Raw genomic sequence first — 25,607 nt, 5'->3', positions numbered from 1 at the left:
CACGAGCACCACCGTTTTCAGGGCAAGGAGGCCTCAGTGGAAGACGACAAGTACGTAGTGGGCGTGGACTATGGCACCCTCTCTGGGCGCGCTCTGGTGGTTCGCGTGAGCGATGGCGAGGAGGTCGGCACCGCGGTGCACGAGTACCCTCACGCCGTGATGGACGCCGAGCTCACGGCCACGGGAGAAAAGCTCCCTCCCGAGTGGGCGCTGCAAGTGCCTCATGACTATCGCGAGGTACTGCAGAAGGCCGTTCCTGCGGCGATCAAGGCAGCGGGCATTGACCCGGCCGACGTCATCGGTATCGCGACCGACTTCACTGCGTCGACGCCGATGCCGGCGCTTGCCGATGGCACGCCCATGTGCGAGGTTCCGGGTCTCGAGTCGCGCCCGCACGCCTACGTGAAGCTCTGGAAGCACCATGCAGGCCAGGCTCAGGCCGACCGCATCAATGCCCTCGCGCGCGAACGTGGTGAGGACTGGTTGCCTCGCTATGGAGGCTTCATCTCTTCCGAGTGGGAGTACGCCAAGGCGCTCCAGATCCTCGAAGAAGACCCCGAGATGTACGAGCGGATGGACCACTGGCTCGAGGCCGCAGACTGGATCGTATGGCAGTTGTGCGGCGAGTACGTTCGCAATGCCTGCACGGCCGGTTACAAGGGCATCCTTCAAGACGGCGATTACCCCTCCGAGGACTTCGAGGCCGCCCTCAACCCAGCGTTCAAGGGCTTCGCGGCCTCCAAGCTGGCACACCGCATCGGCCAGTTGGGCGAGCGCGCCGGCGGCCTGACCGCTGAAGCGGCGAAGTGGACCGGTCTGCCTGAAGGGATCGCCGTCGCAGTAGGTAACGTCGACGCCCACGTGACGGCCCCCGCCGCCAAGGCGATGGAGCCTGGGCAAATGCTCGCCATCATGGGCACGTCGACGTGCCACGTCATGAACGGCGACAGCCTTGTCGACGTCCCGGGAATGTGCGGCGTCGTCGACGGCGGCATTGCCGCTGGAAAGTACGGCTACGAAGCCGGACAGTCGGGCGTCGGTGACATCTTTGCCTGGTATGTCAAGAACCAGGTGCCTGGCCGCTACTTCGACGAGGCAGAAGCCGCTGGCAAGTCCGTGCACCAGCACCTGACCGACCTCGCCTTCGAGGAGCCTGTGGGCGCTCACGGTCTGGTCGCGCTTGACTGGCACAACGGCAACCGCTCCGTGCTGGTGGACACCAATCTGTCTGGCGTGATCGTGGGCCAGACGCTCGCGACCAAGGCCGAGCAGGGCTATCGGGCGCTCCTCGAGGCCACGGCCTTTGGCACGCGCGTGATCGTGGAGACCTTCAACGCGGCTGGCGTTTCCGTCACCGAGTTTGTGGTGGCCGGAGGGCTGCTCAAGAACCCTCACCTCATGCAGCTGTATGCGGACGTGCTCCGCTTGCCGCTGTCCACGATCGTCTCCGACCAAGGCCCGGCCTTGGGCAGCGCCATTCACGCGGCGGCAGCGGCAGGCGCCTACGCGTCAGTCGCCGACGCTGGGGAAGCCATGGGTCGCGTGGAGCGGGGCAAGTACCAGCCGAACCAAGAAGCGGCCGACGCTTATGACCGCCTCTTCGCCGAATACCAGCTCATTCACGACTACTTTGGCCGCGGCGCGAACGACGTCATGAAGCGGCTCAAGGCCATGCGAAAGGAGGCGCACTCGTGACGGACTACGACGTCGGCGCCATTGAAGAGGCCGTCGCCGGACTTCGCCAGCAGGTGAGCGATCTGCACGCCGAGCTGCCGCGCTACGACCTGGTGATCTGGACTGGCGGAAACGTCTCTGGACGCGTTCCTGGGCACGACCTGTTCGTGATCAAGCCCTCTGGGGTCGGCTACGAGGATCTGGCGCCCGACAACATGGTGGTGTGCGACCTTGAGGGGAACGTCATTCCCGGCACCGCTGGCTCCGACCGCTCGCCCTCGTCGGACACCGCCGCTCACGCCTACGTCTACCGTCACATGGCCCACGTGGGCGGGGTGGTGCATACGCACTCCACCTACGCCACGGCGTGGGCCGCTCGCCACGAGCCGATCCCGTGCGTGATCACCGGCATGGCGGATGAATTCGGCGGGGAGATCCCCGTCGGACCCTTCGCCATCATCGGCGACGACTCGATCGGCCGGGGCATCGTGGAGACCCTGTCAGGACACCGCTCGCGGGCCGTCCTCATGGCCAACCACGGGCCTTTCACCATTGGCAAGGACGCCAAGGACGCCGTGAAGGCGGCCGTCATGTGTGAGGACGTGGCGCGCACCATCCACATTGCAAAACAGGGGGGCGACCTGGTGCCGATCCCTCAAGACAAGATCGACGCGCTCTTTGATCGCTACCAAAACGTCTACGGACAGAAGCCGCAGGGAGGCCTCTCATGACCAGCATCGTTCCCAATCTCGCCGAATACGAGGTGTGGTTCCTGACCGGCAGCCAGACGCTGTACGGCGACGAGGTCTTGGCGCAGGTGGCCGAGCAGTCTCAGGGTGTCGCCGCACACCTGCAGAACTCTGATGCCGTTCCCGTCAAGGTGGCGTGGAAGCCGGTGCAGATCTCCCGGGAGCAGATTCACGCGACGATGCTCGAGGCCAACGCCGCGCCGAACGTCATCGGCGTCATCACCTGGATGCATACCTTCAGCCCAGCCAAGATGTGGATCTCTGGCCTGCAGGCGCTCACCAAGCCGCTTCTGCACCTGCACACGCAGGCGAACGTGGAGTTGCCATGGGACACCATTGACATGGACTTCATGAACCTCAACCAGGCCGCGCACGGTGATAGGGAGTACGCCTACATCGAGTCGCGCCTTGGCGTGCCGCGCACGACCGTGGTGGGCCATGCCTCGCACGCGTCGGTGCAAGAGAGGGTCGGCGACTGGACGCGTGCAGCGGCCGGTGCTCAGGCCGCGCGGTCGATGAAGGTGGCCCGCTTTGGCGACAACATGCGGTTTGTGGCTGTCACTGAGGGCGACAAGACAGAGGCAGAGGCCGTATTTGGGGCCCAGATCAACACGTGGGGCGTCAACGAACTGGTGGAGCGCGTGAACGCCGCGACCGATGCCCAGGTAGACGCGTTGATTGCCGAGTACATCGACCTATACGACGTGGCGGACGAGTTGCTCCCTGGGGCGCCGCGCCACCAGTCGCTTCGTGACGGCGCCGCCATCGAGGTCGGCCTGCGTGCCTTCCTTGAAGAGGGCGGATTCACTGCCTTCACCGACACCTTCGAGGACCTGGGCGAGCTCAAGCAACTGCCGGGCCTGGCCGTTCAGCGCCTGATGGCGGACGGCTACGGCTTTGGGGCAGAGGGCGACTGGAAGACGGCCATGCTGGTGCGCATCGCGAACGTGATGGGCGCTGGCCGTCCGGGTGGTGCGAGCCTCATGGAGGACTACACCTATCACTTGGTCGAGGGCAAGGAACTGACGCTCGGCGCCCACATGCTCGAGGTGAGCCCTGCTCTGAGTTCTGCGAAGGCGCGCCTTGAGGTGCATCCCCTTGGAATTGGCGGCAAGGAGGACCCCGTCCGCTTGGTGTTCACGGCCGACGCGGGGCCAGCGGTAGTGGTGGCGCTGTCCGACATGAGGGATCGCTTCCGGCTGGTGGTCGCGGACGTCGAGAACGTCGACCTTCCTCAGCCCATGCCGAACCTCCCGGTGGGCCGCGCCGTGTGGCGCAGCAAGCCCGACTTCAAGACCGCCGCGACGGCGTGGATGATGGCGGGAGCCGCTCACCACACCGCCATGTCGAATCAGCTCTCGCTACAGGTCATCGAGGACTTCGCCCGCATCATGGGGGTCGAGCTCGTGGTGATCGACGACGCAGCCACGGTTTCGGGCATCGAGCGGTCGATGCGCTTCAACGCGGCGTACTTCGGCTCGCCCGGACGCCGCTGAGATCACGTTTTGGTGTCGAAACCGCGTCGAAGTTCGAACCGGTTCGTGTTGTAACCGGATCGTGACCAATTGTGGTTTGACATCGAAATGTTAACGTGAACATACTGACTGTACGACCGCTCCTGACAGGGGCGGGCTATCTCGAGGAGGAGATATGAACGCCAAGCGGCTTATGGGTGCCGCGGCTGCAACAGTCCTAGCTCTAGGACTTGCAGCTTGCTCCGGTGAAGGTGCCGGTACCACAACAAGTGACGCCACCGACGACACGTCGGCCCCCGTTGCAGAAGACGTCCGGATTGGCGTGGCAATGCCCACGCAGACGTCCGAGCGCTGGATCGCGGACGGCGCTGCCGTTGAGAGCGGACTTCAGGAACTCGGCTACGAGGTTGACCTGCAGTTCGCCAACGACGACATCCCGACCCAGACCCAGCAGATCGACCAGATGATCACGAACGGCGCAGACGTGCTGATCATCGCCGCCATCGATGGCACCGCGCTGTCCGCTCAGTTGCAGAACGCCGCTGACAAGGGAATCAAGGTCATCGCGTATGACCGCCTGATCCGCGAGAGCGCCAACGTTGACTTCTACGTGACGTTCGACAACTTCCAGGTGGGCGTCCAGCAGGCTACTTCGCTGCTCGTCGGCCTGGGCATCCTCAACCAGGACGGTTCCGAGGGCGACGCCACCGGCCCGTTCAACGTCGAGTTGTTCGCGGGTTCGCTCGATGACAACAACGCGTTCTTCTTCTTCAACGGCGCGATGGATGTCCTTCAGCCCTACCTCGACGACGGAACCCTCGTGGTCCCGTCCGGTCAGCTCGACATCGAGCAGGCGGCCATTCTTCGCTGGCAGCAGGAAACTGCCCAGCGTCGCATGGAGGACCTGTTGACGGCCAACTACTCCGGCGACCTCCAGGTCGACGGCGTGCTGTCGCCCTACGACGGCCTGTCGCGCGGCATCATCACCGCGCTGCAGAACGCTGGCTACCCTGCCACCGTTGCCGACGGCTTCCCCGTTGTCACCGGCCAGGACGCTGAGATCGCCTCCGTGAAGCTCATTGCAGATGACGTGCAGTTCGCGACCATCTTCAAGGACACGCGCAAGCTGGCTGCTCAGGCAGTCACCGCCACCGAGGAGTTCCTCACCGGTGGAGAGCCCACGGCGAACGACACCGAGACCTACGAGAACGGCGTCAAGATCGTTCCCTCGTACCTGCTCGAGTCGGACATTGTCTACGCAGACAACATCCAGTCGCTGCTGGTTGACTCCGGATACTGGTCGGCCGAAGAGGTCGCTTCCGGCGTCGCCGAGTAAGTAGTCACTCCCTGCCGAACCCATCGTGGTGCCGGGCGCAACCCGCCCGGCACCACGTGGGAGTCGGCCCCCACCCCCCCCACGAAGCCACCAACGGAGGTAGGCGCGTGTCCACCATCCTTCAGATGCAAGGCATCACCAAGGAGTTTCCCGGCGTCAAGGCGCTGGAAGACGTGACCCTGACCGTCGAGGAAGGCGAGATTCACGCCATCTGCGGGGAGAACGGTGCAGGGAAGTCCACGCTCATGAAGGTGCTGTCGGGCGTCTACCCCTACGGCACGTACGACGGAGACATCGTCTTCGAAGGCGAAGTGGCGCGCTTCCACTCGATCAACGAGTCAGAGCGCGCCGGCATCGTCATCATTCACCAAGAGCTTGCCCTTGTTCCCCACCTCACGGTGGCCGAGAACATCTTCCTCGGCAACGAACGCCGCGGACGCACAGGGCTCATCAACTGGAACCGTGCGAATCATGAGGCCACCGACCTCATGAACCAGGTGGGCTTGCACGAGAACCCCTTGACTCCCGTCAGTCAGCTCGGCGTCGGCAAGCAGCAGCTCATCGAGATCGCCAAGGCGCTCTCGAAGGAGGTGAAGCTCCTCATCCTTGACGAGCCCACCGCAGCGCTCAACGACGTCGACTCCGCTCACCTTCTCGACCTGCTGCGCTCCCTCAAGAAGCGCGGCATCACGTCGATCATGATTTCGCACAAGCTCAACGAGATCGAGTCCGTCGCCGACACCACCACGGTTATTCGCGACGGCAAGACCATCGAACAGTTGGATATGTCTGAGGCCGACGTTGACCAAGACCGCATGATTCGCGGCATGGTGGGTCGGGACCTTGAACACCGCTACCCGGCGCACGAGCCTCACATCGGAGAAGAGGTGTTCCGCGTCAAGGACTGGACCGTGTACCACCCGACTCAGCAGGACCGCGTCATCATCGAGGATGCCTCGTTCTTCATACGCGCAGGAGAAGTGGTCGGACTGGCTGGCCTCATGGGCGCCGGTCGCACCGAACTTGCGATGAGCCTCTTTGGCCGTTCCTATGGGCGGGCTCACTCCGGCACCATCCTCAAAGACGGCAAGGAGTTGCACCTGCGCACCGTGTCCGACGCGATCAGCGCGGGCATCGCCTACGTCACGGAGGACCGCAAGAAGTATGGCCTCAACCTCATCGACAACGTGCGCCGCAACATCTCGGCTGCCGCACTCTTCAAGCTGACCCGCAACGGCTGGGTCAACGGGAATGAAGAGCTCAAGGTCGCCGAGGAATATCGCCAGTCGATGAACATCAAGACCCCTACGGTCATGCAGACGGTCAACAACCTGTCCGGAGGAAACCAGCAGAAGGTCGTGTTGTCCAAGTGGATCTACACCGACGCTGACGTGGTCATCCTCGACGAGCCCACTCGGGGCATCGACGTGGGCGCCAAGTACGAGATTTTCACGATCGTCAATCGGCTCGCGGCGGAGGGCAAGGCCGTCCTCGTGATCTCTTCGGAACTGCCAGAACTGCTGGGCACGTGCGACCGGATCTACGCGCTCGCCTTCGGCAGGATCACCGGCGTCGTCGATGTCGCCGACGCAACTCAAGAGGGCTTGATGAAATTGATGACCCAAGAACGTTCGGCCGCCAATGGAGGCGCCGAGGAAATGGAACAGGCGCAGTCATGACCGGCACGCACCACTACAGAGACCTCATCCTGCGCAACCTGCGCCAGAGCGGCATCTTCATCGCCTTCGTCGCGATCGTGCTGCTGTTCACGCAGTTGACAGACGGCACGCTGCTGAGCCCTGGCAACCTGACGAACATCGTGCTCCAGTACTCGTACATCCTGGTGCTCGCCATCGGCATGGTGATCGTCATCATCGGCGGGCACATCGACCTGTCGGTAGGCTCCGTCGCCGCATTCGCTGGCGCCGTCTCCGGCATCCTGGTGATCAAGGAAGGCATGCCGTGGTGGGTGGGAGTGCTCGCCGCCATCGGCGTGGGCATCGCGGCAGGAGCGTGGCAAGGGTTCTGGGTGGCCTTCGTCGGAATCCCCGCGTTCATCACGACGCTGGCAGGCATGCTGCTGTTCCGCGGTGCCACCTGGTACGTGCTCGGATCCATCTCACTTTCGCCGTTCCCCAAGCAGTATCAAGAAATCGGCAACGGCTTCGCGAACGGATGGCTTGGCGGCGACGGGTACGACCTCTTCACGGTGCTGATCTTTGCCTTCGCAGTCGTGGGTTACGCCGTGGGCACCTGGCGCAGTCGTCAGGCGCGTATCGCGTACAACCAGAGCGTCGAGTCGATCATCCTGTTCATTCTCAAGATCGTGGTCGTAGGCGTCGTGGTGATGGCGTTCGCCTGGCAACTCGCGCAAGACCGTGGCCTGCCCTACGTGCTCATCATCCTGGGCGTGCTGATCATGGCGTACACCATCATCACGACGCGCACCGTATTTGGCCGCCACGTCTACGCGATCGGCGGCAACCTCACCGCGGCGACGCTGTCAGGCGTCAAGGTCAAGTGGGTCAACTTCGGCATCCTGCTCAACATGGGCTTCCTGGCCGGTGTCGCGGGCGTGCTGTACTCGGCCCGCACCAACTCGGCGCAACCCGGCGCAGGTAACCTCTTCGAGCTCGACGCGATTGCGGCATCGTTCATTGGTGGCGCCGCCGTGACCGGTGGTGTGGGGCGAGTGACGGGAGCCATGGTTGGTGGTCTCATCATGGCCGTGCTGTCCAACGGCATGTCGCTGATGGGCCTCGGACTTCCCGAGCAGCAGATGGTCAAGGGCCTGGTGCTGCTGCTCGCCGTGGCATTCGACGTGTACAACAAGCGTCGCGCAGGTACCAAATAGCAGGACCCCTCCGACCTGGCACACCTCTCCCGTGGTGAGCCAGGGGGCGATGCCCCGCAGGACCGTTTCTAGCGTGCGGTTCGGTGGGGCATCGTCACGTCTGGGCTACTGCTCGCGCGAGGGAAGGGTCACACCGGACAGCCGCTCGAGTTCGTCGATCAGCGCGGTGCGGGATGGCGAGTCGAGCGCGATGGGGTTGGGCGCAAGTTCTTCACGGCGCTTGACGTAGCGGCCGGACGCGGTGGCCTCCGCGGCGCCCGACGTCGCGAGCCACACCTGGGTCTCCGCGCCCAGTCCCACGGGGTCCGGGGCTTGGGGACCACCCATGTCCGTCTTGATCCAGCCAGGGTCGACGGCGTTCGAAATCACGTCGGGGTAGCGCGTCGCGACCTCTAGGGCCAGCATCAGGTCGTGCAGTTTGGAGTCCGCGTATGCCTGCATGCCGTCCCACGTGCGGTCGTTCCACTGCAGGTCCGTAGGGATCCACGTGCCGTTGGCTTCGAGTCCCGAGGTGAGGTAGACGATGCGGTGCGGCAGCTCCATGAGCGCCGTCAGCATGTAGGGAGCGATCACGTTGGTGTGGAAGATGCGTTCGAATCTGTCGTCCGTTAGGGCCCTCGCGGGGACGCCCCCGCCGACGCCCGCGTTGTGGATGATCACGTCGTACGGGCCGAGCGCGCTCGCCTGGGTCGCCAGGGCGGTGGTGGAGGCAAGGCTATCCAGCTCGCCGACCACGATGCCGTGGGCGTCAGGGAATCGAGACAGAGCTTCCTGCTCGCGGTCGGTGTTGCGGGCGTGGACCACCACCTCGTGACCAAGGTCGATCAGTTGCCTGGCGGTCTCCGCTCCGATGCCGCGGGTGGAGCCGGTGATGAAGATGCGTGCCATGGTGGCCTCCTTGAGTGTGGCAACGTGTGCCCGGCACCACCATATTCCGACACCCACGGGTTACCGTATGGCCCATGGGTATCACCGACGAGCTCCTTGAGCACAACACGGCGTACGCCGCCGAGTACATCCCCGACCGTCCTCTCGCTCCGCAGCGACAGCTTGCCGTGGTGGCGTGCATGGACTCCAGGCTCGACACGTTCGCGATGCTGGGCCTGGACATCGGCGACGCCCACGTGATCAGGAACGCTGGCGGCGTGGTCACAGACGATGTGATCCGGTCGCTCACCATCTCGCAGCGCAAGCTGGGCACGCGCGAGATCATCCTCATTCACCACACCGACTGCGGCGCGCTCACCTTCACGGACGACGAGCTGCGCAACGAGTTGCTCGACGAGACGGGGCTCAAGCCCACCTGGAGCCCCGAGTCTTTCAAGGACCTTGACGCGGACCTGCGTCAGTCGATGGCCCGCCTGCAGCGGTGCCCCTTCCTGGTGGACACGAGCCAGGTACGAGGCTTTGTGTTCGACGTGCACTCCGGCCACTTGCGCGAGGTCGTGTAGCTCCTCGAGGTTATCCACAGAAATCGGCTCGCACTCGACGAGGGCCGGTCCTTTCCTGCTTGAGTGCTGGTCATGACATCTTTGATGCGAGTGACGGCCTTGATCACGGTGGTGGCGTGTGCTGCGGCATGTTCGGGCGCGGACGTCGACGAGCCCGCTCCTTCTCAGGCCCGCAATGCCCCTCCACGGGAGCACACACCGCTGCTTCAACCCACGGAGCCGCTGGACCTCGGCGCCTACTACGGCGTCGGCGTCTCTGGCACGGGGAGCGATCAATACGGGACCTACGCACACATGTCGGCGAGCGACCCCTGGTTGGTCATCGATCTAGAAGATGCGATCGTTTCCACGTCGGCCCGTGAGTCGCTCCGAGAGGATGCGCTCAAGGTCCATGCACGCGCCGCCCTCGACTTCCTCGTCTCGGTGGTCATCGACTCGCCGCTGGTCTTTGACGATTCCCCTGCGGCACAGGAGGCATTCTGGGATCTTGCGGACGGCCATCTTCTCCAGGTGGAACCGTTCCGTGACTACTTCGCGGCGGGAGCCGACCGGGGCGACTTTGTGTTGGTCGACGATGATCGACTCGAATGGCGTCAGACGGCGGGATATCAGCCCGCCCCCTATAGCGAGGACGAGCCTCGCGCACGCATCCGCGAGTTGTCCCTTACTCGGGTCGACTACGAGACGGGGGCGTTCCCTGGTCCGAGTTACACCTTCCGTGCCACCTACGCTCGCCCGGTTGCGAGGTCCACAGGCGAGCAAGCATGGGAGAGAGTCTCCACGCGCTACACCATCAGCATCGGCTACCGCATGGACGGTCGTCCGGGCATCTCGGGCCTCAATTTCAACGGCCATGCGCGCGTGGGCATATACGTCGAGGGCGGGTGGAAGGGCTTGCCGGTCGTGGAGCGGACCTCTCCATGGGAGGGCGCGGTGATCAGGGATGGCCACGGCGTGCGGTTCCCCGTGTTCGAAGGATGGTCCACCGAATCCGATATGGAGGAGGCGGCGGAACGCGGCATCCGCATCGATGATGCGGACTTGCCCCATGCAGTGCCGGCGTACTACCGGGGCTCGGGCGAAACCCCAGATGACGCTTCCTACCTGGTGACCCGCGTCGATCCTGCTGAGGACGACCCCTACGTGAGCGGCGTCGAACAGGCCATCCTCGATGCGGAACTCCCAGACGAGTACTTCTGGGCCGACGGTGCCAAAGGAGGCCGTCTCTCAATGCGAGGCGCGCGATACGCCACGGTCGAACTGCGACCCGCAGAGCCGGACGGACGCTTCGACCTCATTGTGGTCGACATCTTCGACGTGCTTGGGTGGAGACACCAAGGCGAGTACTACGTGGAAGCCGGAACGGGAGAGCAGAGGCTGCAGGACGTCGTTGATGGCCTCTGGCTTGATCCAGTCGCCATGGCCGAGGCGGAACTTCCTGCGGAGGATGTTGCGGACTCGGCGTAGCCCGCACTGCGGACATACGCTTCTCCTATTCTGAATTGAATGAGAGGATCTCCCGATGCGCATGTGGATGAAGTTCTTCAAGGCGATCCTGAAGGGCAACTGGAAGCTGTCGCCGCTCTCGTGGTTTGCCGCGATCGGAACCCTTGTCTACGTGATCTCACCCATAGACGTGGTTCCCGAACTGTTTCTGCCGTTCATCGGCTACATCGACGACCTGGGGCTCTGGGGTGTGATGTCCGTGCTGGCCGCTAGGGAGAAGGGCCGCTGGGAGGCGTCGTTGCGCAAGGAGTCGATCGACGTGGGCGAGGTGTCCTCCGAGTAGGCAGGGTCCGCAATTCGTCGCCACCGGCGTGCCCGCATGGCGGCCCACGTGAGCCCGGTGAGCGCCACACCCTGCACCGCTACGGTCAAGGCGACGGCGCTGAAGCCGCGAGCCGGTTCCAGGTACTCGTACGGCACCCAGCCCCCCGACCATACGCGCGCCACCGCGACGCAAGACCACAGCGCGGGGTAGGCCACTAACCAGGGCAGCAGTCTTGCGGGAACCGGCGAGCGGGTGCCCACGAGCAGGTGCTCGAGGACCACGTACACAGGAGTGATGATGTGCGAGACGATCATAACGGCCACAAGTTGCGGGCCGTGCTCAAGCCCCAGCGGAGCCACCTGGATCCAGTAGACGCCCGCGATCAGCACCAGGTTGGCGGCAACAAACGCGCGCCCGATCTCCAGCCACCGTGGTGGATGCGTGAGCCCGCGCGCGGCCAGCGTCACGGCCGTCCACACCACGAGCGCAGCCACATTGGTCTGCAGGGTGTAGTAGCTGAGCAGGTCCACGTAGTTGGACGGCACCAGGCCGGAGCGGTCCGTGAGCGTGGCGATCAACGCGCCGACGATGAGGAGGGACATCGCGACACGCAGCGCGGCCGCGGCGCGGGAGAGGGAGGCAGGTTGGCTGCTCATGGCGAGATCAACTCTAGGGGAACCGGGCAGGATTTCCGCACCCTCTACTCCGTCTGCCAAGGGCCCTACTCTTCAACCTCCACAACGGACACGCCGTCGTCCGAGCGGCCAGGTGTGAACACGGTCGCGGCGCCAAGCACGACGGCGACCACAGCGAGCAACGCAAGCACGGCAAGGGACGACGCCCACCACACGGCGGTGCCGACGAACAGGGCGGCCGCCGCGAGTACCCACCACCGCCCGCCGGCCAGGCGCATCACCAAGGCGAGGGTGGCGAGGTAGGCAGCGGTGCCGACGGCGATGAGGGTTCCTGCCACGCCGCTGGGCTCGTCGGACTCCAGCGCCTTGATGGCGTCCTCTACGCCAGCAGACGCCACGATGATTCCCGCGACCAGCGGCAGGTGAAGGTAGGTGAACAGGTCGCGGACGACGGCAGGCTTGAGGCGCTCCTTCGCGGAGGCGAGGGCCTGCTCGAGCGCTGGCCCCACTGCCCTGAAGTACGGGCCCCACAGGCCGACGGCAAGGGCGATACCCGCCAACGCGAAGGCGAGGAGCGTTCCGCCCAACTCGACCTGGTTGGCGGCCGCACCGACGGCGACCACAGACTCGCCGAGCGCAACGATCAGCATCAGGTTGTAGCGCTCGGCCACGTGGCCTCCTGAGCGCAATGCGGGGCTACGCCCCACTGCGTCGAGCACGTAGGACGCGGCGAGGTCGGCGGCGATGGTGCCGATCCACCACCACAGTCGCGTCTCCGGCGGCATGAACGCGCCCACAAACAACATTGCCGAGGAGGGCAGCCACGCGGCCGCGAGCCACGCGATCCGTCGCAATGCCCGCTCATCGTCTCGTGACACATAGGCGGAGATACTCGCGTGGACCGCGCGAATGACCAGGTACATCGCCGCGAAGGTCAGCGGTCGTAGGGAGCCGCCGTCGGCGTCCCACAGTCCGTTGATTGCAAACCCGGCGACAAATACTGCGCCCATGGTCACGACGAAACCCAAGAGCGGGAGGCCGCGATCGGCCCGCACGCTATTGCCCAGGCGGACAAAGGGCACCCAGGTCCACCACAACACCGTCAGCAGCGTCAGCCCTTGTGCCGCGCCGAGTGGGGATGCCTCGTGCGCGATCCAGGCGGTGACCTGGGTGAACGCAAAGACGTAGACCAGGTCAAAGAACAGCTCGGCCGTGGTGACCTTGTGGTCCGCAGGGGTGGCGTGGGTGCTGACCATCTTGCGCAATGCGCGCACAGCGGCTCCTTCCGGCGCGGCGGCTGAGGAGTCCGCCAAGGGGTAAACGAGAGGCGCGGCCCCGGGGATTCCCGCAAGCCGCGCCTCTCGTCTCCCCGTAGGGTGCGCCGCGCTCCCGCGTAGGCGCGTCCCGCGCTAACGCACCGGAGCGAGTTCGGGCTCTCTCGGCACCTCGTCGGCGCTCTCGGCGCGATGGGTTGGGTCAACGTCGTTGCCGTCGATGTCGATGTGCGGCAGCACGCGGTCGAGCCATTGCGGGATCCACCACGAGCGTGCGCCAAGCACGCGCATGATCGCGGGCATGAGCACCACCCTGATCACGAACGCGTCCAGGAAGATCGCGACGGCGAGTCCGAGTCCGAGCAATTTCATGAAGCGGGCATCGGACGTCACAAAGGAGCCGAACACCACCACCATGATCGAGGCGGCCGCCACGATGACGCGCGACACCTCGGCGAGTCCCCGGCGCACCGCGTAGGCGTTGTCTCGGCTGGAGTGCCACAGCTCCGCCACGCGGCTCACCAGGAACACCTGGTAGTCCATCGACAGGCCGAACAGCAGCGCGAACAGAATCAGCGGGATGAACGGCTCGACTGGCCCGCCGTCGCCCACACCAAACAGTTGGTGGCCCCAGCCCCACTGGAACACGGCGACGGAGAGGCCGAACGCGGCGCCAGCGCTCAACAGGTTGAGCCCTGCGCCCACCAGGGGGAGCACCAGGGACCGGAACGCGACCAGCAGCACCAGCATGGACAGGCCGACAACGAGCGCGAAGAACAGCGGGATCGAGTCGGCGATCTTGTCGGTGAAATCGATGTTGGAGGCCGTCGCCCCGCCCACGTGAACGTCGTAGCCGGAGGCGGCAGGTGCGTAGTCCGAGCGGATGCGCTCCACAAGGTCGTTGGTGTCTTGAGACTGGGGGCGAGAGTCGGGTACCACCTGGAACAGCGCGGCGTCTCCCGCGCCGTTCGGGACGGGACCGATGACGGTGGCCACCCCTGCGTCGTCCGTGAGGCTCCGCGCAAGCTCCGCCAGCTCGAACGGCAGCTGCGCGGGGTCGGCAAGGGCGTCGGCCGTGAAGGTGCCCGACTCACCCAGGTCGACCGCCACCACCACGGCGCCGTTGGTGCCCGCGCCAAAGCCGTCTGTCATGAGGTCGTAGGCGACACGCGACGGTGTACCGGAGGGGGCGTTGCCCGCGTCGGAGTTGCCCAGCCGGATGTCGAGGGCGGGGATCGCCAGCGTCGCCAGGACGGCCACAGCGGCGAGAGAGGCGGCAAGCGGCCGACGCTCAACGAGCGTCGCGAACCGACCTTGCGTGGCAGCGGGCTCCGGCACACGTCCGTGCTCTGCCAGGGCGGCGCGGTCGGCCCGGCCAAGGATGCGGGTGCCGTACAGGGTGAGGAGCGCGGGTACGAGAGTGGCCGACGCAGCGACAGAGAAGCCCACCGTGATCGCGGCAGTGATGGCGAGGCCCGTCAGGAACTCGATCCTTGGAACGAGCATCCCCGCAAGCGCGATGAAGACCGTGATCCCTGCGAACACCACGGCGCGGCCCGACGTAGTCATCGCGCCGACGACGCTGTCCCGAGTTCCGCGACCAGACTTCAAGGCGATCCGGTGGCGATTGACGATGAAGAGCGCGTAGTCGATGCCGATGCCGAGGCCCAGCAGGACGGCCAGGATGGACGCGCTAGGCGTGAGCGGGCCGAGGTTGCTGAGCAGCCCGAGTGTGCCGACGGTCGCGCCAACCGCCGCGATCGCGGAAATGAGCGGAACGGTGGCGGCGCGCCCAGAGCCGAAGGCGATCACCAGAATGACGGCGGCAATCAGCAGTCCGATGAGTTCGCCGACCCCGACCTCTGGCTCCTGGAGCCGTGACGCCGGGTCGCCGCCGTGGCCGACCGTGAGCCCGTCGACGCCATTGAGGCTGTTCGCGATCTCGCCCACCGCCTCGATGTCCTCGAGCGGCAGGTTGTAGGCCGCCTCGTCGTAGGCGATGGTCGCGTAGCCGACGGAGCGGTCTGCGCTGAGCTGTGATGCGCCCTCCGGCGAGAAGGGGCTGGTCACGAGCGCCACCGAAGGCACCGCGGCGAACTCGCGTAGCGCGTCCTCGATCGTGGACTGCCAACTGGTGAGCGCGCCGGAATCGGCGCTGAAGACGACGGTGTCGGCGTCCCCTGACTGTTGCGGGAAGCGCTCGTCGAGCAAGTCGTAGGTGGCCTGGGAGTCGGTGCCTGGCAGGGAGAAGGTGTCCCGGAAGTCGGGGCCAGCGGCGGCCGATGCGGCGGTGAGGCCGACAACGGCCGCGATCCAACCGAGGAGCACGATCAGGGGCCTGGCGGTGGCGAGGTGGGCGAGGGATTTCATGGTCAGACCCTTTCGGAATGACTGAACGACCGGTAAGATGGTTGCAAGGCGATCGTGGCACACTGACTAAACGGTCGTCAAGTGAGAAGCCTCGGGGGTGAGCCTGGCCCGGTCCCTGACGGGCAGTGAGAGAATGGGACGATGAGCGTCGAAGCTGACCGCAAGACACCGCGCACTGACACGCGCCAGCGCATCATCGATGTGGCCGCACACCTCTTCGCCACGCGCGGTTTTGCAGGGACATCGGTTCGCGACATCGCCGAAGAACTGGGCGTCACCAAGGCAGCGTTGTACTACCACTTCGAGTCAAAGGAAGTACTGCTTCGGCACATTGTCGCGCAGGCATTCACCGCCATCGAAGAGGTGATGGCGGAACAGCGCGACCTCACCACACCGGGGGAGCGTCAGCGCTTCGTTCGTGACGTGATCTCGGCCATGTCGTCTTGCGACAACGACGTGGTGGCCGTCATGAAGGATCCCACCCTCGCTCCGCTGGTGCACGATTCGAAGGCGACGAGCGGCATCACCCACGAGTTGGCAATACGGCTTGCCATGGGCCTCACCGGCACGAGCGACCGTGACGCGATTCGCCCGGAGCACCTGATGCGCGCCATTGCGGCGGTCGGTGCGGGCTACGAGGCCATCAACAACTGGCACGTCGCCTACCCGCAGTGCACGCGATTCGCCGATGCAGACGTGGATGCGATTGCAGGCTTTGTCTCCGACGTGCTCGAAGCACAGCCGCGCTAGCGCTGAGGCAAACGGCTAGCGGCCCAGCGCTCGGGTTCGGCGCGACCCGAAATTGAGCAGACGCACCACGGCATCCACCACCCGCAGCGAGACGCGCCCGCCAGACGCCATCGCCACGGCCCGGAGCGGAGTGCTCTCGGCAAACGCAGTCTCGGTGACGGCGTTGGCGCCGTCCGCGCTCGTGCCCATCTTGGCCGAGATGAGCCTCAGGAGGATCCTGCGCAGCAGCCTGCCGAGCGCGGTCTGGTGCAAGTCGCTGATGAGCGTCTCGCGGGTATAGGGCAGCGTCGCTGCCGGAGTCGGGATGAGGTGTCCGAGCATGTCTTCGAACTCGGCACGGCTCGCGATGGACCCGGAAAACGCCGCACCTGGGGAGACCGTCGCCGTGCTCTGCACGGTGAGGGTGGCGCACTCGCGGATGTCTGCAGACGAGGCGCCCACCCGGATCTCGAACTCTCCCTCCTCGACCACCCACGCACCTGCGCGGGCGTCGTACGCCGCAAGGGCCCGCTCATCGAGGTCGATCGTGACGGTGCGCGTCTGACGCGCCTCGAGGTGAACCCTGGCAAAGCCCTTGAGTTCTTGGTCCGGGCGGTACAGCGTGGACTTCACGTCGCGCACATACACCTGCACCACGGTGCTGCCTGCACGCCCCGACGTGTTGGTGACCTCGACCGAGACGGAGTGGCCGCGGCCCGCAGGGGACACGTGCGGCGCGCCAAAGTCGAACGAGGCATAACCGAGCCCGTGCCCAAAAGGGAAGCGGGCTGGCAGGGCGAACGTGTCATGGAATCGGTAGCCAACGTACAGACCCTCGCGATACTCGACTTGAGTGGCGTGGTCCGCAAAATGGGCATCGGCGGGAAGGTCGAAGACAACCTCAGGGAAGGATTCCGCAAGGCGTCCAGCGGGTTCCGCGTCGCCGAACAGCATGTCCGCGAGCGCTTCGCCGGAGGCCTGGCCGCCGAGGTATGTCAGTAGCACTGCGGCCGCATCGTCCGCCCAGGGGGTCTCGACGGGAGCGCCTGCTGTGAGCGCCACGACGGTACGGGGATTCGCCGCGATCACCTGGGCGATGAGCTTCGAGTGCCCGTCAGGGAGCCGCAAGTGGGCCCTGTCAACGCCTTCGCTCTCCGCGGTCGGGGGCAGGCCCACGTGAAGGACGACGACGTCGGCTTCGGCGGCCGCGCGCGTCGCCTCCGCCAGGAGTTGCTCCGTGGTGTCGCCAGTGTGCGGGTCGTATCCGGCCGCGTAGTCGACATCGAGCCCCTTGCGGTGAAGCGCTTCGAGCAGGGTGGTCACGCGGGTGGGGTTGACCTGCGAAGAGCCAGCACCCTGAAAGCGCGGGTGCTTGGCGAAGGCGCCGATGACGGCCACCTTGCCTGGCGCCGTTGCGTCGAGCGGCAGGACCCCGTCGTTCGTGAGTAGCACGGCGCCAGCGCACGCGGCCTCGCGAGCCAGGCTGTGGTGCGCGTCTAGGTCCACCGCGGTCGCCCGCCCGGCCCGCGCATCGGCGGCTCGGAGCGCGAGCGCCACCACGCGGGTGCACGCGAGGTCGAGCGTGCGGTGCGGCAACACGCCGCTCGTGAGGGCCTTGGAGATCTCGCGATGCCAGGTGCTCCCGCTTGACGGCATCTCGAGGTCGAGGCCCGCACGAACGCCCTCGACCCTGTCGGACACTGCCAGCCAGTCGGAGACCACGACTCCTAAGAACCCGAACTCGCTGCGCAAGATGTCGTGGATCATCTCCTCGGACTCGCCCACGTGAGTGCCGTTGAGCTTGTTGTACGAAGACATGACCATCCACGGGTCGGACAGCCTCAGCGCGGTCTCGAAGCTGCTGAGGTAGATCTCCCGCAGTGTGCGCTCGTCCACGATCGTGTCGAGCCGGAACCGGTCGGATTCCTGGTTGTTCGCCACGTAATGCTTGAGGCACGCCCCCACGCCTTCGGACTGGATGCCACGGACCATGGCCGCCGCGAGTACCCCTGAGACGAGAGGGTCCTCCGAGAAGTACTCGAAGTTGCGGCCGCAGGCGGGGTGGCGCTTGATGTTGAGTCCTGGCCCGAGCACCACGTCCACCCCTTGGCACGCGGCCTCTGCCCCGATCGCGGCTCCCACCCGCTCCACGAGCTCCCGATCCCACGTGGCGCCCAGCGCCGACGCGGTGGGGAAGCACGTCGCGGGAAGCGACTCGCCGAGGCCGACATGGTCCGAGCCGCGGCCTTGGTGGCGGAGTCCATGCGGCCCATCGGCCATGACGAACGAGGGTACGTCGTGGTCCGGCAGGGGCATCGTCGTCCAGAAGTCTTTGCCGGTGAGCAAAGCGATCTTGGTGTCGCCGTCGAGAGAGGAGACGACGGTCGAGGCGAGCGCCAAGTATCCGTGAAACGACACTCGCGCCCTCCCAACGACAACGGCGAGATTGGTTGCCCCCTGGCCGTTACTTTACTGCGGAAAGATAGAGGAGAGCGACTATTGTAGGAACCAGACAAGCCCGGGAGGTGTTCTTGGCACAACGACTCCCACCTGAGGTGCGTCGCGAGCGCATTGTGGACACCGCCATGGAGTTACTGGCGGAAAAGGGATACCGCGGGCTGACGATGAAGGCCGTCGCGGAGCGTTGTGGACTCACGGCGCCGGCGGTCACGTACTACTACAGGGACATGCCGACGCTCTTGATCGCGGTGTTGCGGCGAAGGGATGCCCTCGATGGCGACAGGTTCATCCCCACGGGGCCGGACGACACCCTCACTGCGGAAGACATCGCGGCGGGCGTCTACCAATCCATGATGGAGGACCCTCACGCGGCCAGGCTTCGCACCGTCATGTCGATTGAGGCCATGGATCCCAGCCACCCAGCGCACGACGCCTGCAAGGAAAGGGACGAGGCCGTCGTCGCCTTCCTGGTGAGTCACTTGGGCGACCAGTACGACGATGCCGACAGGCTCGCCAGGACGCTGATCGCCGCGCTCGAAGGGGTACAGAGCGCTTGGCTTCGCCACCCTGACTACATCGACCTCAAGATGTCGCTGCAGGACATCGTGAACTGGGTCATCACCGAGCACGTGGCTAGCTGCGAGGCGTTGGCCGCCGAGCGGGCGCGCGCGTAGCGAGCTGGGGCCTCGCTGGTTGGGCAACCGCGCCGCGCTAGTCCCCCTGGCGCCGCAATCGCCGACGCTCGAGTACCTCCCGTAGAGGCGGCACCCGCACACCGTCTGCGGCCCAGTCGGCGCGCGCCCTCGCGCGACTGCGGATGATGCCGATCACGCCCACCGCCCACGGAAGCGCGAGCGCAGCGAAGGCGAGGCGATACGCGTCGAGGTCGTAGTCGCCGCCGGGTGCGGCCAGTTGCAGCACCGCTCCGACCAAGCCGAGCGCGACGATGGTGGACACGAAGCCTCCGGTATTGACCAGTCCGTTGGCGGCACCCAGTCGGTTGTGATCGGCGAACGTGCGTGCGAAGTCGAGGCCGACCAACGAGACCGGCCCGCCAGCGGCGATCGCCATCACAAAGAGCACGAGCTGCCACATGGGCCTAGGCGTGCTGGGCAGGAGCAGCAGGGTCCACGCCACCGCCGTGACGCAAGCGAACATGAGCACCATCCACGACCGCCTCAAGGGGTGGCGGGCCGTCGCCGTGCCCACCAAGGGGCTCACCACAAACTTGGACAGCGTCAGCACCGTCAGCAGGACGCTCGCTTCCGCCACCGACCGTCCCTGCGCGGTGATGAAGAAGGGGACTCCCCACAACAGCGCGACCGTGTTGGCGGAAAACAGTGCGGTGAAGTGAGTCCAGAACCCCAGCCGAACCCCGGCCCGAGACACCGTGGTCCGCGAACCGGCGAGGGCGAGTACGGGAGGCGCGTCGGCGTCGGCCGCGCCCGGGATGCGCACCGCACACACGACGACAGCCGCGACCACGCCCATGCCCGCCAGCACCAGGAAGGTCGGCGACCAGCCTTGGGAGTGCAGGAGCCACGCCACCGGGATGGCGGTCGCGAGCTGGCCTGCCTGGCCGATCTGGGCGGTCAGTTGCACCATCTGAGGGGCCCGGCGCGGCGGGAACCAGTGCGCCACCAACCGCGAGGCGGAAATGAAGATGGGGGCGTCTCCCGCCCCGATAAGCACTCGGGCAACGATCGCCCACGTGAAACTCTCGGTGGTGGCCATCAGCACCTGACCCACTGCCATGAGCAGCGAGCCGGCCACCATGACGGCGCGCGGTCCGAACTTGTCGAGCAGCCGCCCGGAGGGCACCTGCAGAATCGCATACGTCGCGATCTGCGCGATGGACAGCGCGGACAAGGCCGTGGCGCCGATCGCGAAACGGTCCAGAGCGTCCACGCCGGCCACGCCCAGGGCGGTGCGGTGCATGATCGCCATGAAGTACGCCGCACCGGCTGCGGCAAACACCCACCACGCGCGGCGCGAGACGCGTGCGGCCATGGCGGCTCCTTGGTGGTCGGCGGCGGCTCGCGCCGCTACGCGGGAGGCGTCGGAGCCGTGCCCACAGGGTAGGGCACCGCTCGGCGGGGCGGCCGGACTAGCGACCCAGCCGGGCCCGGGTCAGGGTGGACCTACATTTCCTCGTGTGTGTTCGGGTCGCCCCCGAAGAGCCGACCGTCGTCCCGGTGGAGCGCGCTGATGGCCGCCACCTCGTCGTCGCTGAGTTCGAAGCCGAAGACGTCGAGGTTGGCCACCTGACGTGCCGTGTTCGCCGACTTGGGCAACGGGATGTTGCCCAGTTGGACCTGCCACCGCAACACCACTTGGGCGGGCGTGACGTCGTGAGCCTCGGCAGCGTCGGCGACTGCGCCCTCCTCAAACGGGGCGGACCTCTTGCCCAGCGGGCTCCACGACTCGGTCGCGATGCCACGCTCCGTGTGCGCGGCACGCATCGACTCCTGTGTGAAGAGGGGGTGCAGCTCGATTTGGTTGACCACGGGCGTGACGTCCGTGTCCGCGATGATGTTCTCGAGGTGCTCGTCGGTGAAGTTGCTCACGCCGATGCTGCGCGCGATGCCCTGCTCGCGGAGCGTGACGAGACCTCGCCACGCGTCCACATACTTGCCGGTGATGGGGTTAGGCCAGTGGATGAGCAGCACGTCGATCTGGTCGAGGCCAAGGCGTTGGAGTGACTCGTAGCCGGAAGAGACTGCGCGCTCTGTGTCGTGGTGTCGGCCGGGGAGTTTGGTCTGCACCGTGATGTCCTCGCGCGGAGTTCCCGACTCGCGCAAGAAGTCGCGGATGGCGCGTCCTACGAGGCCCTCGTTCTCGTAGTTGACGGCGGTGTCGATGAGTCGGTAGCCGTTGTCGAGCGCGGACCTGACGGCCTCGTAGCCCTCCTTGCCCAGCAGGGGGTAGGTGCCGAAGCCGATGGAGGGGATGGTGGTGCCGTCGTTGAGGAGGTGCGTGGGGATGCTCATGCCTTCAGGCTACGACGATCCGGGCGATGACACGTGCCGGGTGGCGGCCCCGGAATCGTGCGGCTCGGCGTGACGTTGGCGTCCACGTGGGGTTGCACACCTGCGGCCCGCCAACCTGGAGGTTCACATGGCAAGCATCACCGTGATCGGCGGCACCGGATATGCGGGCGCCGCGATTGTTGCCGAGGCCGCCGCGCGCGTGCACCGGGTCACCGCCGTGGCACGGTCGGTGCCAATGGTGCCCGTCGATGGCGTCATGTACCTGCAGGGATCCGCCCTGTCGGGTGACGTGCGCGCACGGGCCTTCGAGGGCGCCGACGCCGTGATCAGTGCCACGTCGCCGCGGGGGGACATGGCGGACAAGCACGTCGAGTTGGCTTCAGTGCTGGCCGAGTCGGCGATAGAGGCAGGGGCACGGTTGATTGTGGTGGGAGGGTTCTCTTCCCTTCGCCCCGCACCTGGCGCGCCCCGCTTCATTGAGGGCGACATCCCCGAGGAGTATCGCGCAGAGGCCCAGGCTGGCCACGCGGTGTACGAGTCGTTGCTTGCTGCCGATGCCGCCCTCGATTGGACCTTCGTGAGCCCCGCGGCCACGTTCGGCGCCTTCGCGCCGGGCGAGGCGACCGGCCGATATCGGCTGGGTGGCGAGGTCGCGATGTTCGATGAGGACGGCAAATCGTTCATCTCCGCGCCCGACTTTGCGACGGCGATTCTCGACCTGATCGATAACGGTGAGCACCACCGGGAGCACGTCTCCGTGGTCGGCTAACCGCGCCGCTCCGAGCGACGCGCCCCGCACCAGTTCCCTCCGCGGGCTTCCTGGGTCCTTGGGCTCAAGTCGGGCTTAAGGTCCCTGGTAATCCAACGCGACTCGGCGATAGCCTCGGTCGACCGGAAATCCGGAAAGAGGGGGAAGATCATGCGCACATCCGTCAAGTCTCCAGTCACGATTCTCACCGCGTTGGCGTTTGCGCTCGCGCTTGCGGCCTGTGGTGGCGACGACTCAGCGGGCAACTCCAGTGATCCGGAGACGTTGTCAGCCGCTGACGCGACCGCGACGCCAGCAGCCGAAGCTCCCGCCAGTGACGCTGCCGAGGGTGATGGCTCCAGCGAGGGGGATGACTCGGCCGACGCATCGACAACCGACGCGTGCCAATTGCTCGACACCGACACGATCACGTCCATTTCGGGACTCGACTTTTCTGAGGCCGTCGTCACAGACGACGGCATGGGGACTTGTACATGGGATCTGACCTCAACGGGCGGCCTGGCGATGGTGTCAGTCATGGTCTTCGACAACATCGACTCGAGTTTTCAGATCAACCGCGAGGTCACCGAGAGCATGTTCGATGACGTCGCCGATGTCTCTGTCGCCGGGGTCGATCATGCCTTCACCTACATGGGCGGCACGGTGATCGCGATGGACCTTGGCAGCGACTACGTGCAGGTCCTGTACATGTCGTTTGACGCTGACGGCAATGACCCGGGGGTACCGGTCAAGTTGGCCGAAGAGGTTGTCAGCAACTGGTAGTCCCGCAGACCCATTGGTGGCCGCTGGCCCCAAGTCGTCGAGCAGCTCGAGTCGTCCGGGAGGCTTGAGCTACGCGGCGGTGGCCAAGCCGAGCGCCACGAGACCTCGCCACCCCATCGCGGCGGTGATGGGTCGCGGCGACAAGGCGACGCCGACGCACTTGCTGAGCGCGATGCCGCGCGCCCGTGCCAGGAAGTCGGCGTCAACCCTGCCGGTGAGTCGACCGTACTCGCCGAAGGCGGCGTCGACTCCCTCGCGCGGCATCAGGGTGTAGGTGAAGCCAAGGTCAACGGCCGGGTCGCACATGGCCATTGAGCCCCAATCGACGATGCCCCCAAAGTCGCCGCCATGGCTCAGCACGTTCGCTCCATGCAGGTCCGCGTGGGACCAGACCCACTCGGCGTGCTCGCCCGCGGCCAGGGCGTCGGCCCAGATTGCCTCGGCCGCGTCGGCGTCGATGCTCTCGCCGGCAGGGCCGGGCGCTGCCGCGAGGCGGGCCACGCGCTCGCGGACCTTGAGGTCGCGGTCGCTCATGGGAATGGACTGCTCGATGTTGAAGGGAGCATCGTCAGGCGCTGGGGTGTGCACTTGGGCGAGGGCGCGACCCACGCTGGCCCCGGCGTCGGCGTTCAGGGGCAGAGCGTCGGCCGTGTCACCGGGAACCCACGTCACCACCGCCCATGGCCAGGGGTACCCGTGTGCGGGCAGGCCGTGCGCGACAAACTCGGGGGCGGGGAAGTCCCAGCCGCCGGAGAGCTGCGGCACCCAGTGCATCTCTGCCTGGAGAAACCGCACGGCGCCCTCCGTGCGCGGCAAGCGCACGGCGAGTCCGTCGCCCAGGCGGAACATCGCGCAGTCCCACCCTTCAAAGCGCTCGCCTATCGGCAAGTGCGCCTGCTGGGGCAGTTGCTCTGCCACCAAGGCCGCCACCGTGTCGAGGTTGATGGAGGGGTGCGCAGGGGGAGGCGTGATGTCGTTGCTCATAGGGCGTCGCCGCTCGTGGTCGCTTCCACGGGGGCGACGCTAGCATTCGTGCGAGGCAGCGGGCAGTGGTTGGCACGCGCGCCGCGAGTCCCCCCTGGTACGCGAGCTCGCGCGTAGGATCGCGGTGAACCCCACCGCCGAAAGGTTGGCAATGGAGAACTTCGACAAGGGCGTCAATCTGGGGGGCTGGCTGTCGCAGTACGTCGCCTATGACCACGAGCACTTCAGCACCTTCATCACGCGCGCGGACATCGGACGCATCGCATCGTGGGGGCTCGACCACGTGCGGCTGCCCGTCGACTACCCCGTGTTTGAGTCGGACGCGACCCCAGGTGTTCCGAACGAGGAGGGCTTCGCGTACGTCGACGCGTGCCTCGAGTGGTGTGCAGAAGCGGGCCTGGGCGTGGTGCTCGACGTTCACGAGGCGCCGGGCTTCACGTTCCGTAACGACCTGGAGGAGGGCGACGCTTCGGGCAACACGCTGTTCGAGGACGCCGCCGTTCAGGACCGCTTTGTGGCGCTGTGGCAGATGATCGCCCTCCGCTACCGGGACGCCCCTGCACCGCTCATCCTCGAACTGCTCAATGAGGTGACGTTGCCGGACAATCGCTTGTGGAACCCGCTGGCGGCGCGAACTGTCCAGGCGATCCGCGAGGTGTCGCCTGACGCCGTCATCATGATCGGCGGTACGGACAACAACGCGGTGAGCGGCCTGGCCGGGCTGGTCGAGATCGACGATCCCGGCATCGTCTACACGTTCCATACGTACGAGCCGCTGTACTTCACGCACCAGAACGCGCCCTGGGCTGCAGGGCCTCGTGAGTGGGGTCAGTCCCCCGCGTACCCCGGTTACCTCGAGGGGCTCGCCGACTGGCTCGCGGAACACCCCCAGCACAACCAGTTTGGCGATCAACCCGTTGACAGGCGCATGGATCGCGACTACCTGGCCGACGTGGTGGCGCCCGCCGTCGAGTTCGCGGCGCGGACGGGGCGGGAGTTGTATTGCGGCGAGTTCGGGGTGGCCAGCTGGGTGGAGCCCGGCAGCCGCCGACGCTGGCTTGCCGACTTCTACTCGCTGCTCCGTGAGCACGGCTTCGGGAGCGCCATCTGGACATACAAGGCGATGGACTTTGGGCTCGTGGACGCGTACGGCGAGGTCGTGGACCCCGAGTACCTGGCGATCGTCATCGGCGACGCCTGACGCGCAGGCGGCACTGAGGGAGGCGCGCCCTCCGTTGCCCTGGTGTGTACGATTAGTCACGTTTTGTGTGGTTTTTCGGATTCCGGAGTTAACCTCAAGAACAGGCGCATTCGCTCTTGACCA

At 66.0% G+C, this 25,607-nt stretch carries 21 protein-coding genes and 1 pseudogene; 14 read left to right on the top strand and 8 right to left on the bottom strand.

The window, feature by feature from the left end; all coding sequences use genetic code 11:
- Positions 1 to 36: 36 nt before the first annotated feature.
- The 6 genes from araB (at position 37) to mmsB (ending at position 8,088) form a co-directional block, all read left to right on the top strand.
- Entirely contained in the window at positions 37 to 1,695 is a 1,659-nt protein-coding gene (araB, locus tag QZZ33_RS08255) for a ribulokinase (protein ID WP_291379318.1), read from the top strand.
- Positions 1,692 to 2,405: an L-ribulose-5-phosphate 4-epimerase gene (locus tag QZZ33_RS08250; protein WP_291379316.1), complete on the top strand. Its 714-nt coding sequence runs from the start codon at positions 1,692 to 1,694 to the stop codon at positions 2,403 to 2,405. The genes araB and QZZ33_RS08250 overlap by 4 nt, the downstream gene beginning before the upstream one ends.
- The gene (gene araA / locus QZZ33_RS08245) at positions 2,402 to 3,919 is read left to right on the top strand and encodes an L-arabinose isomerase (protein ID WP_291379314.1); all 1,518 of its coding nucleotides are present in this window, start codon (positions 2,402 to 2,404) and stop codon (positions 3,917 to 3,919) included. Before QZZ33_RS08250 ends, araA begins: the two co-directional genes overlap by 4 nt.
- Positions 3,920 to 4,073: 154 nt before the next feature.
- The gene (gene chvE / locus QZZ33_RS08240) at positions 4,074 to 5,234 is read left to right on the top strand and encodes a multiple monosaccharide ABC transporter substrate-binding protein (protein ID WP_291379313.1); all 1,161 of its coding nucleotides are present in this window, start codon (positions 4,074 to 4,076) and stop codon (positions 5,232 to 5,234) included.
- Positions 5,235 to 5,359: 125 nt separating this feature from the next.
- The gene (gene mmsA / locus QZZ33_RS08235) at positions 5,360 to 6,913 is read left to right on the top strand and encodes a multiple monosaccharide ABC transporter ATP-binding protein (RefSeq protein ID WP_291379377.1); all 1,554 of its coding nucleotides are present in this window, start codon (positions 5,360 to 5,362) and stop codon (positions 6,911 to 6,913) included.
- On the top strand, positions 6,910 to 8,088 hold the full coding sequence (mmsB, locus tag QZZ33_RS08230; RefSeq protein WP_291379311.1) for a multiple monosaccharide ABC transporter permease: 1,179 nt from the start codon (positions 6,910 to 6,912) through the stop codon (positions 8,086 to 8,088). The genes mmsA and mmsB overlap by 4 nt, the downstream gene beginning before the upstream one ends.
- 105 nt (positions 8,089 to 8,193) lie before the next feature.
- Here mmsB and QZZ33_RS08225 read toward each other — a convergent pair whose 3' ends face one another.
- Positions 8,194 to 8,976 (bottom strand): SDR family NAD(P)-dependent oxidoreductase, encoded by a 783-nt coding sequence (locus tag QZZ33_RS08225; RefSeq protein ID WP_291379309.1) that lies wholly within the window; start codon positions 8,974 to 8,976, stop codon positions 8,194 to 8,196.
- A gap of 74 nt (positions 8,977 to 9,050) precedes the next feature.
- On the opposite strand from QZZ33_RS08225, the gene QZZ33_RS08220 reads away from it, so the two are divergent.
- From QZZ33_RS08220 to QZZ33_RS12535, 3 genes and pseudogenes are all read left to right on the top strand, one after another.
- Positions 9,051 to 9,539, top strand: coding sequence for a carbonic anhydrase (locus tag QZZ33_RS08220; RefSeq protein WP_291379308.1), 489 nt, complete (start codon positions 9,051 to 9,053; stop codon positions 9,537 to 9,539).
- 72 nt (positions 9,540 to 9,611) lie between these two features.
- The gene (locus QZZ33_RS08215) at positions 9,612 to 11,006 is read left to right on the top strand and encodes a hypothetical protein (protein WP_291379307.1); all 1,395 of its coding nucleotides are present in this window, start codon (positions 9,612 to 9,614) and stop codon (positions 11,004 to 11,006) included.
- A gap of 55 nt (positions 11,007 to 11,061) precedes the next feature.
- Positions 11,062 to 11,184 (top strand): annotated as a pseudogene (locus tag QZZ33_RS12535) (DUF1232 domain-containing protein); the annotation flags it as partial.
- A 23-nt stretch (positions 11,185 to 11,207) separates the two neighbouring features.
- Here the strand turns inward: QZZ33_RS12535 and QZZ33_RS08205 are convergent.
- From QZZ33_RS08205 to QZZ33_RS08195, 3 genes are all read right to left on the bottom strand, one after another.
- On the bottom strand, positions 11,208 to 11,966 hold the full coding sequence (locus QZZ33_RS08205) for a Pr6Pr family membrane protein (protein WP_366475867.1): 759 nt from the start codon (positions 11,964 to 11,966) through the stop codon (positions 11,208 to 11,210).
- A gap of 65 nt (positions 11,967 to 12,031) precedes the next feature.
- A complete protein-coding gene (locus QZZ33_RS08200; RefSeq protein WP_291379303.1) occupies positions 12,032 to 13,219 on the bottom strand; it encodes a low temperature requirement protein A in 1,188 nt (395 codons plus the stop codon).
- A gap of 135 nt (positions 13,220 to 13,354) precedes the next feature.
- Complete coding sequence (locus QZZ33_RS08195) at positions 13,355 to 15,589, bottom strand: MMPL family transporter (protein ID WP_291379301.1); 2,235 nt, start codon at positions 15,587 to 15,589, stop codon at positions 13,355 to 13,357.
- A gap of 141 nt (positions 15,590 to 15,730) precedes the next feature.
- Between QZZ33_RS08195 and QZZ33_RS08190 the strand changes: the two genes are divergently transcribed.
- Positions 15,731 to 16,339 carry a TetR/AcrR family transcriptional regulator gene (locus tag QZZ33_RS08190; RefSeq protein WP_291379299.1) on the top strand — a complete coding sequence of 203 codons (609 nt, stop codon included), beginning with the start codon at positions 15,731 to 15,733 and terminating at the stop codon, positions 16,337 to 16,339.
- Between the two features lie 15 nt (positions 16,340 to 16,354).
- Here the strand turns inward: QZZ33_RS08190 and QZZ33_RS08185 are convergent, their stop codons facing one another.
- On the bottom strand, positions 16,355 to 18,736 hold the full coding sequence (locus QZZ33_RS08185) for a glycoside hydrolase family 3 C-terminal domain-containing protein (protein ID WP_291379298.1): 2,382 nt from the start codon (positions 18,734 to 18,736) through the stop codon (positions 16,355 to 16,357).
- Between the two features lie 113 nt (positions 18,737 to 18,849).
- On the opposite strand from QZZ33_RS08185, the gene QZZ33_RS08180 reads away from it, so the two are divergent.
- Positions 18,850 to 19,452 (top strand): TetR/AcrR family transcriptional regulator, encoded by a 603-nt coding sequence (locus tag QZZ33_RS08180; protein WP_291379296.1) that lies wholly within the window; start codon positions 18,850 to 18,852, stop codon positions 19,450 to 19,452.
- A 37-nt stretch (positions 19,453 to 19,489) separates the two neighbouring features.
- Here the strand turns inward: QZZ33_RS08180 and QZZ33_RS08175 are convergent, their stop codons facing one another.
- Positions 19,490 to 20,788: an MFS transporter gene (locus QZZ33_RS08175; RefSeq protein ID WP_291379294.1), complete on the bottom strand. Its 1,299-nt coding sequence runs from the start codon at positions 20,786 to 20,788 to the stop codon at positions 19,490 to 19,492.
- 131 nt (positions 20,789 to 20,919) lie between these two features.
- Positions 20,920 to 21,768 (bottom strand): aldo/keto reductase, encoded by an 849-nt coding sequence (locus QZZ33_RS08170; RefSeq protein WP_291379293.1) that lies wholly within the window; start codon positions 21,766 to 21,768, stop codon positions 20,920 to 20,922.
- 127 nt (positions 21,769 to 21,895) lie between these two features.
- Here QZZ33_RS08170 and QZZ33_RS08165 point away from each other — a divergent pair, with 127 nt between their 5' ends.
- Both QZZ33_RS08165 and QZZ33_RS08160 read left to right on the top strand, forming a co-directional pair.
- Positions 21,896 to 22,537, top strand: coding sequence for an NAD(P)H-binding protein (locus QZZ33_RS08165; RefSeq protein WP_291379291.1), 642 nt, complete (start codon positions 21,896 to 21,898; stop codon positions 22,535 to 22,537).
- 150 nt (positions 22,538 to 22,687) lie between these two features.
- Positions 22,688 to 23,299 (top strand): DUF3558 family protein, encoded by a 612-nt coding sequence (locus QZZ33_RS08160; protein WP_291379289.1) that lies wholly within the window; start codon positions 22,688 to 22,690, stop codon positions 23,297 to 23,299.
- A gap of 69 nt (positions 23,300 to 23,368) precedes the next feature.
- Here the strand turns inward: QZZ33_RS08160 and QZZ33_RS08155 are convergent, their stop codons facing one another.
- Positions 23,369 to 24,283, bottom strand: coding sequence for a phosphotransferase (locus tag QZZ33_RS08155; protein ID WP_291379287.1), 915 nt, complete (start codon positions 24,281 to 24,283; stop codon positions 23,369 to 23,371).
- 151 nt (positions 24,284 to 24,434) lie between these two features.
- Here QZZ33_RS08155 and QZZ33_RS08150 point away from each other — a divergent pair, with 151 nt between their 5' ends.
- Positions 24,435 to 25,484, top strand: a complete 1,050-nt coding sequence (locus QZZ33_RS08150; protein WP_291379285.1) for a cellulase family glycosylhydrolase — start codon at positions 24,435 to 24,437, stop codon at positions 25,482 to 25,484.
- Positions 25,485 to 25,607: the final 123 nt, after the last annotated feature.

The sequence above is a fragment of the Demequina sp. genome, from assembly GCF_016278775.1.
Taxonomy (GTDB): domain Bacteria; phylum Actinomycetota; class Actinomycetes; order Actinomycetales; family Demequinaceae; genus Demequina.
This window is presented reverse-complemented; position numbering and strand designations above follow the sequence as displayed.

What these genes read in the sequence shown, in the direction of transcription:
- QZZ33_RS08160 (WP_291379289.1), top strand. Translation starts at nt 22,688, where the DNA reads ATGCGCACATCCGTCAAGTCTCCAGTCACGATTCTCACCGCGTTGGCG.
- QZZ33_RS08190 (WP_291379299.1), top strand. Translation starts at nt 15,731, where the DNA reads ATGAGCGTCGAAGCTGACCGCAAGACACCGCGCACTGACACGCGCCAG.
- chvE (WP_291379313.1), top strand. Translation starts at nt 4,074, where the DNA reads ATGAACGCCAAGCGGCTTATGGGTGCCGCGGCTGCAACAGTCCTAGCT.
- QZZ33_RS08225 (WP_291379309.1), bottom strand. Translation starts at nt 8,976, where the DNA reads ATGGCACGCATCTTCATCACCGGCTCCACCCGCGGCATCGGAGCGGAG.
- QZZ33_RS08195 (WP_291379301.1), bottom strand. Translation starts at nt 15,589, where the DNA reads ATGAAATCCCTCGCCCACCTCGCCACCGCCAGGCCCCTGATCGTGCTC.
- QZZ33_RS08170 (WP_291379293.1), bottom strand. Translation starts at nt 21,768, where the DNA reads ATGAGCATCCCCACGCACCTCCTCAACGACGGCACCACCATCCCCTCC.
- QZZ33_RS08165 (WP_291379291.1), top strand. Translation starts at nt 21,896, where the DNA reads ATGGCAAGCATCACCGTGATCGGCGGCACCGGATATGCGGGCGCCGCG.
- QZZ33_RS08175 (WP_291379294.1), bottom strand. Translation starts at nt 20,788, where the DNA reads ATGGCCGCACGCGTCTCGCGCCGCGCGTGGTGGGTGTTTGCCGCAGCC.
- mmsA (WP_291379377.1), top strand. Translation starts at nt 5,360, where the DNA reads ATGCAAGGCATCACCAAGGAGTTTCCCGGCGTCAAGGCGCTGGAAGAC.
- QZZ33_RS08155 (WP_291379287.1), bottom strand. Translation starts at nt 24,283, where the DNA reads ATGAGCAACGACATCACGCCTCCCCCTGCGCACCCCTCCATCAACCTC.
- araA (WP_291379314.1), top strand. Translation starts at nt 2,402, where the DNA reads ATGACCAGCATCGTTCCCAATCTCGCCGAATACGAGGTGTGGTTCCTG.
- QZZ33_RS08220 (WP_291379308.1), top strand. Translation starts at nt 9,051, where the DNA reads ATGGGTATCACCGACGAGCTCCTTGAGCACAACACGGCGTACGCCGCC.
- mmsB (WP_291379311.1), top strand. Translation starts at nt 6,910, where the DNA reads ATGACCGGCACGCACCACTACAGAGACCTCATCCTGCGCAACCTGCGC.
- QZZ33_RS08150 (WP_291379285.1), top strand. Translation starts at nt 24,435, where the DNA reads ATGGAGAACTTCGACAAGGGCGTCAATCTGGGGGGCTGGCTGTCGCAG.
- QZZ33_RS08215 (WP_291379307.1), top strand. Translation starts at nt 9,612, where the DNA reads ATGACATCTTTGATGCGAGTGACGGCCTTGATCACGGTGGTGGCGTGT.
- QZZ33_RS08205 (WP_366475867.1), bottom strand. Translation starts at nt 11,966, where the DNA reads ATGAGCAGCCAACCTGCCTCCCTCTCCCGCGCCGCGGCCGCGCTGCGT.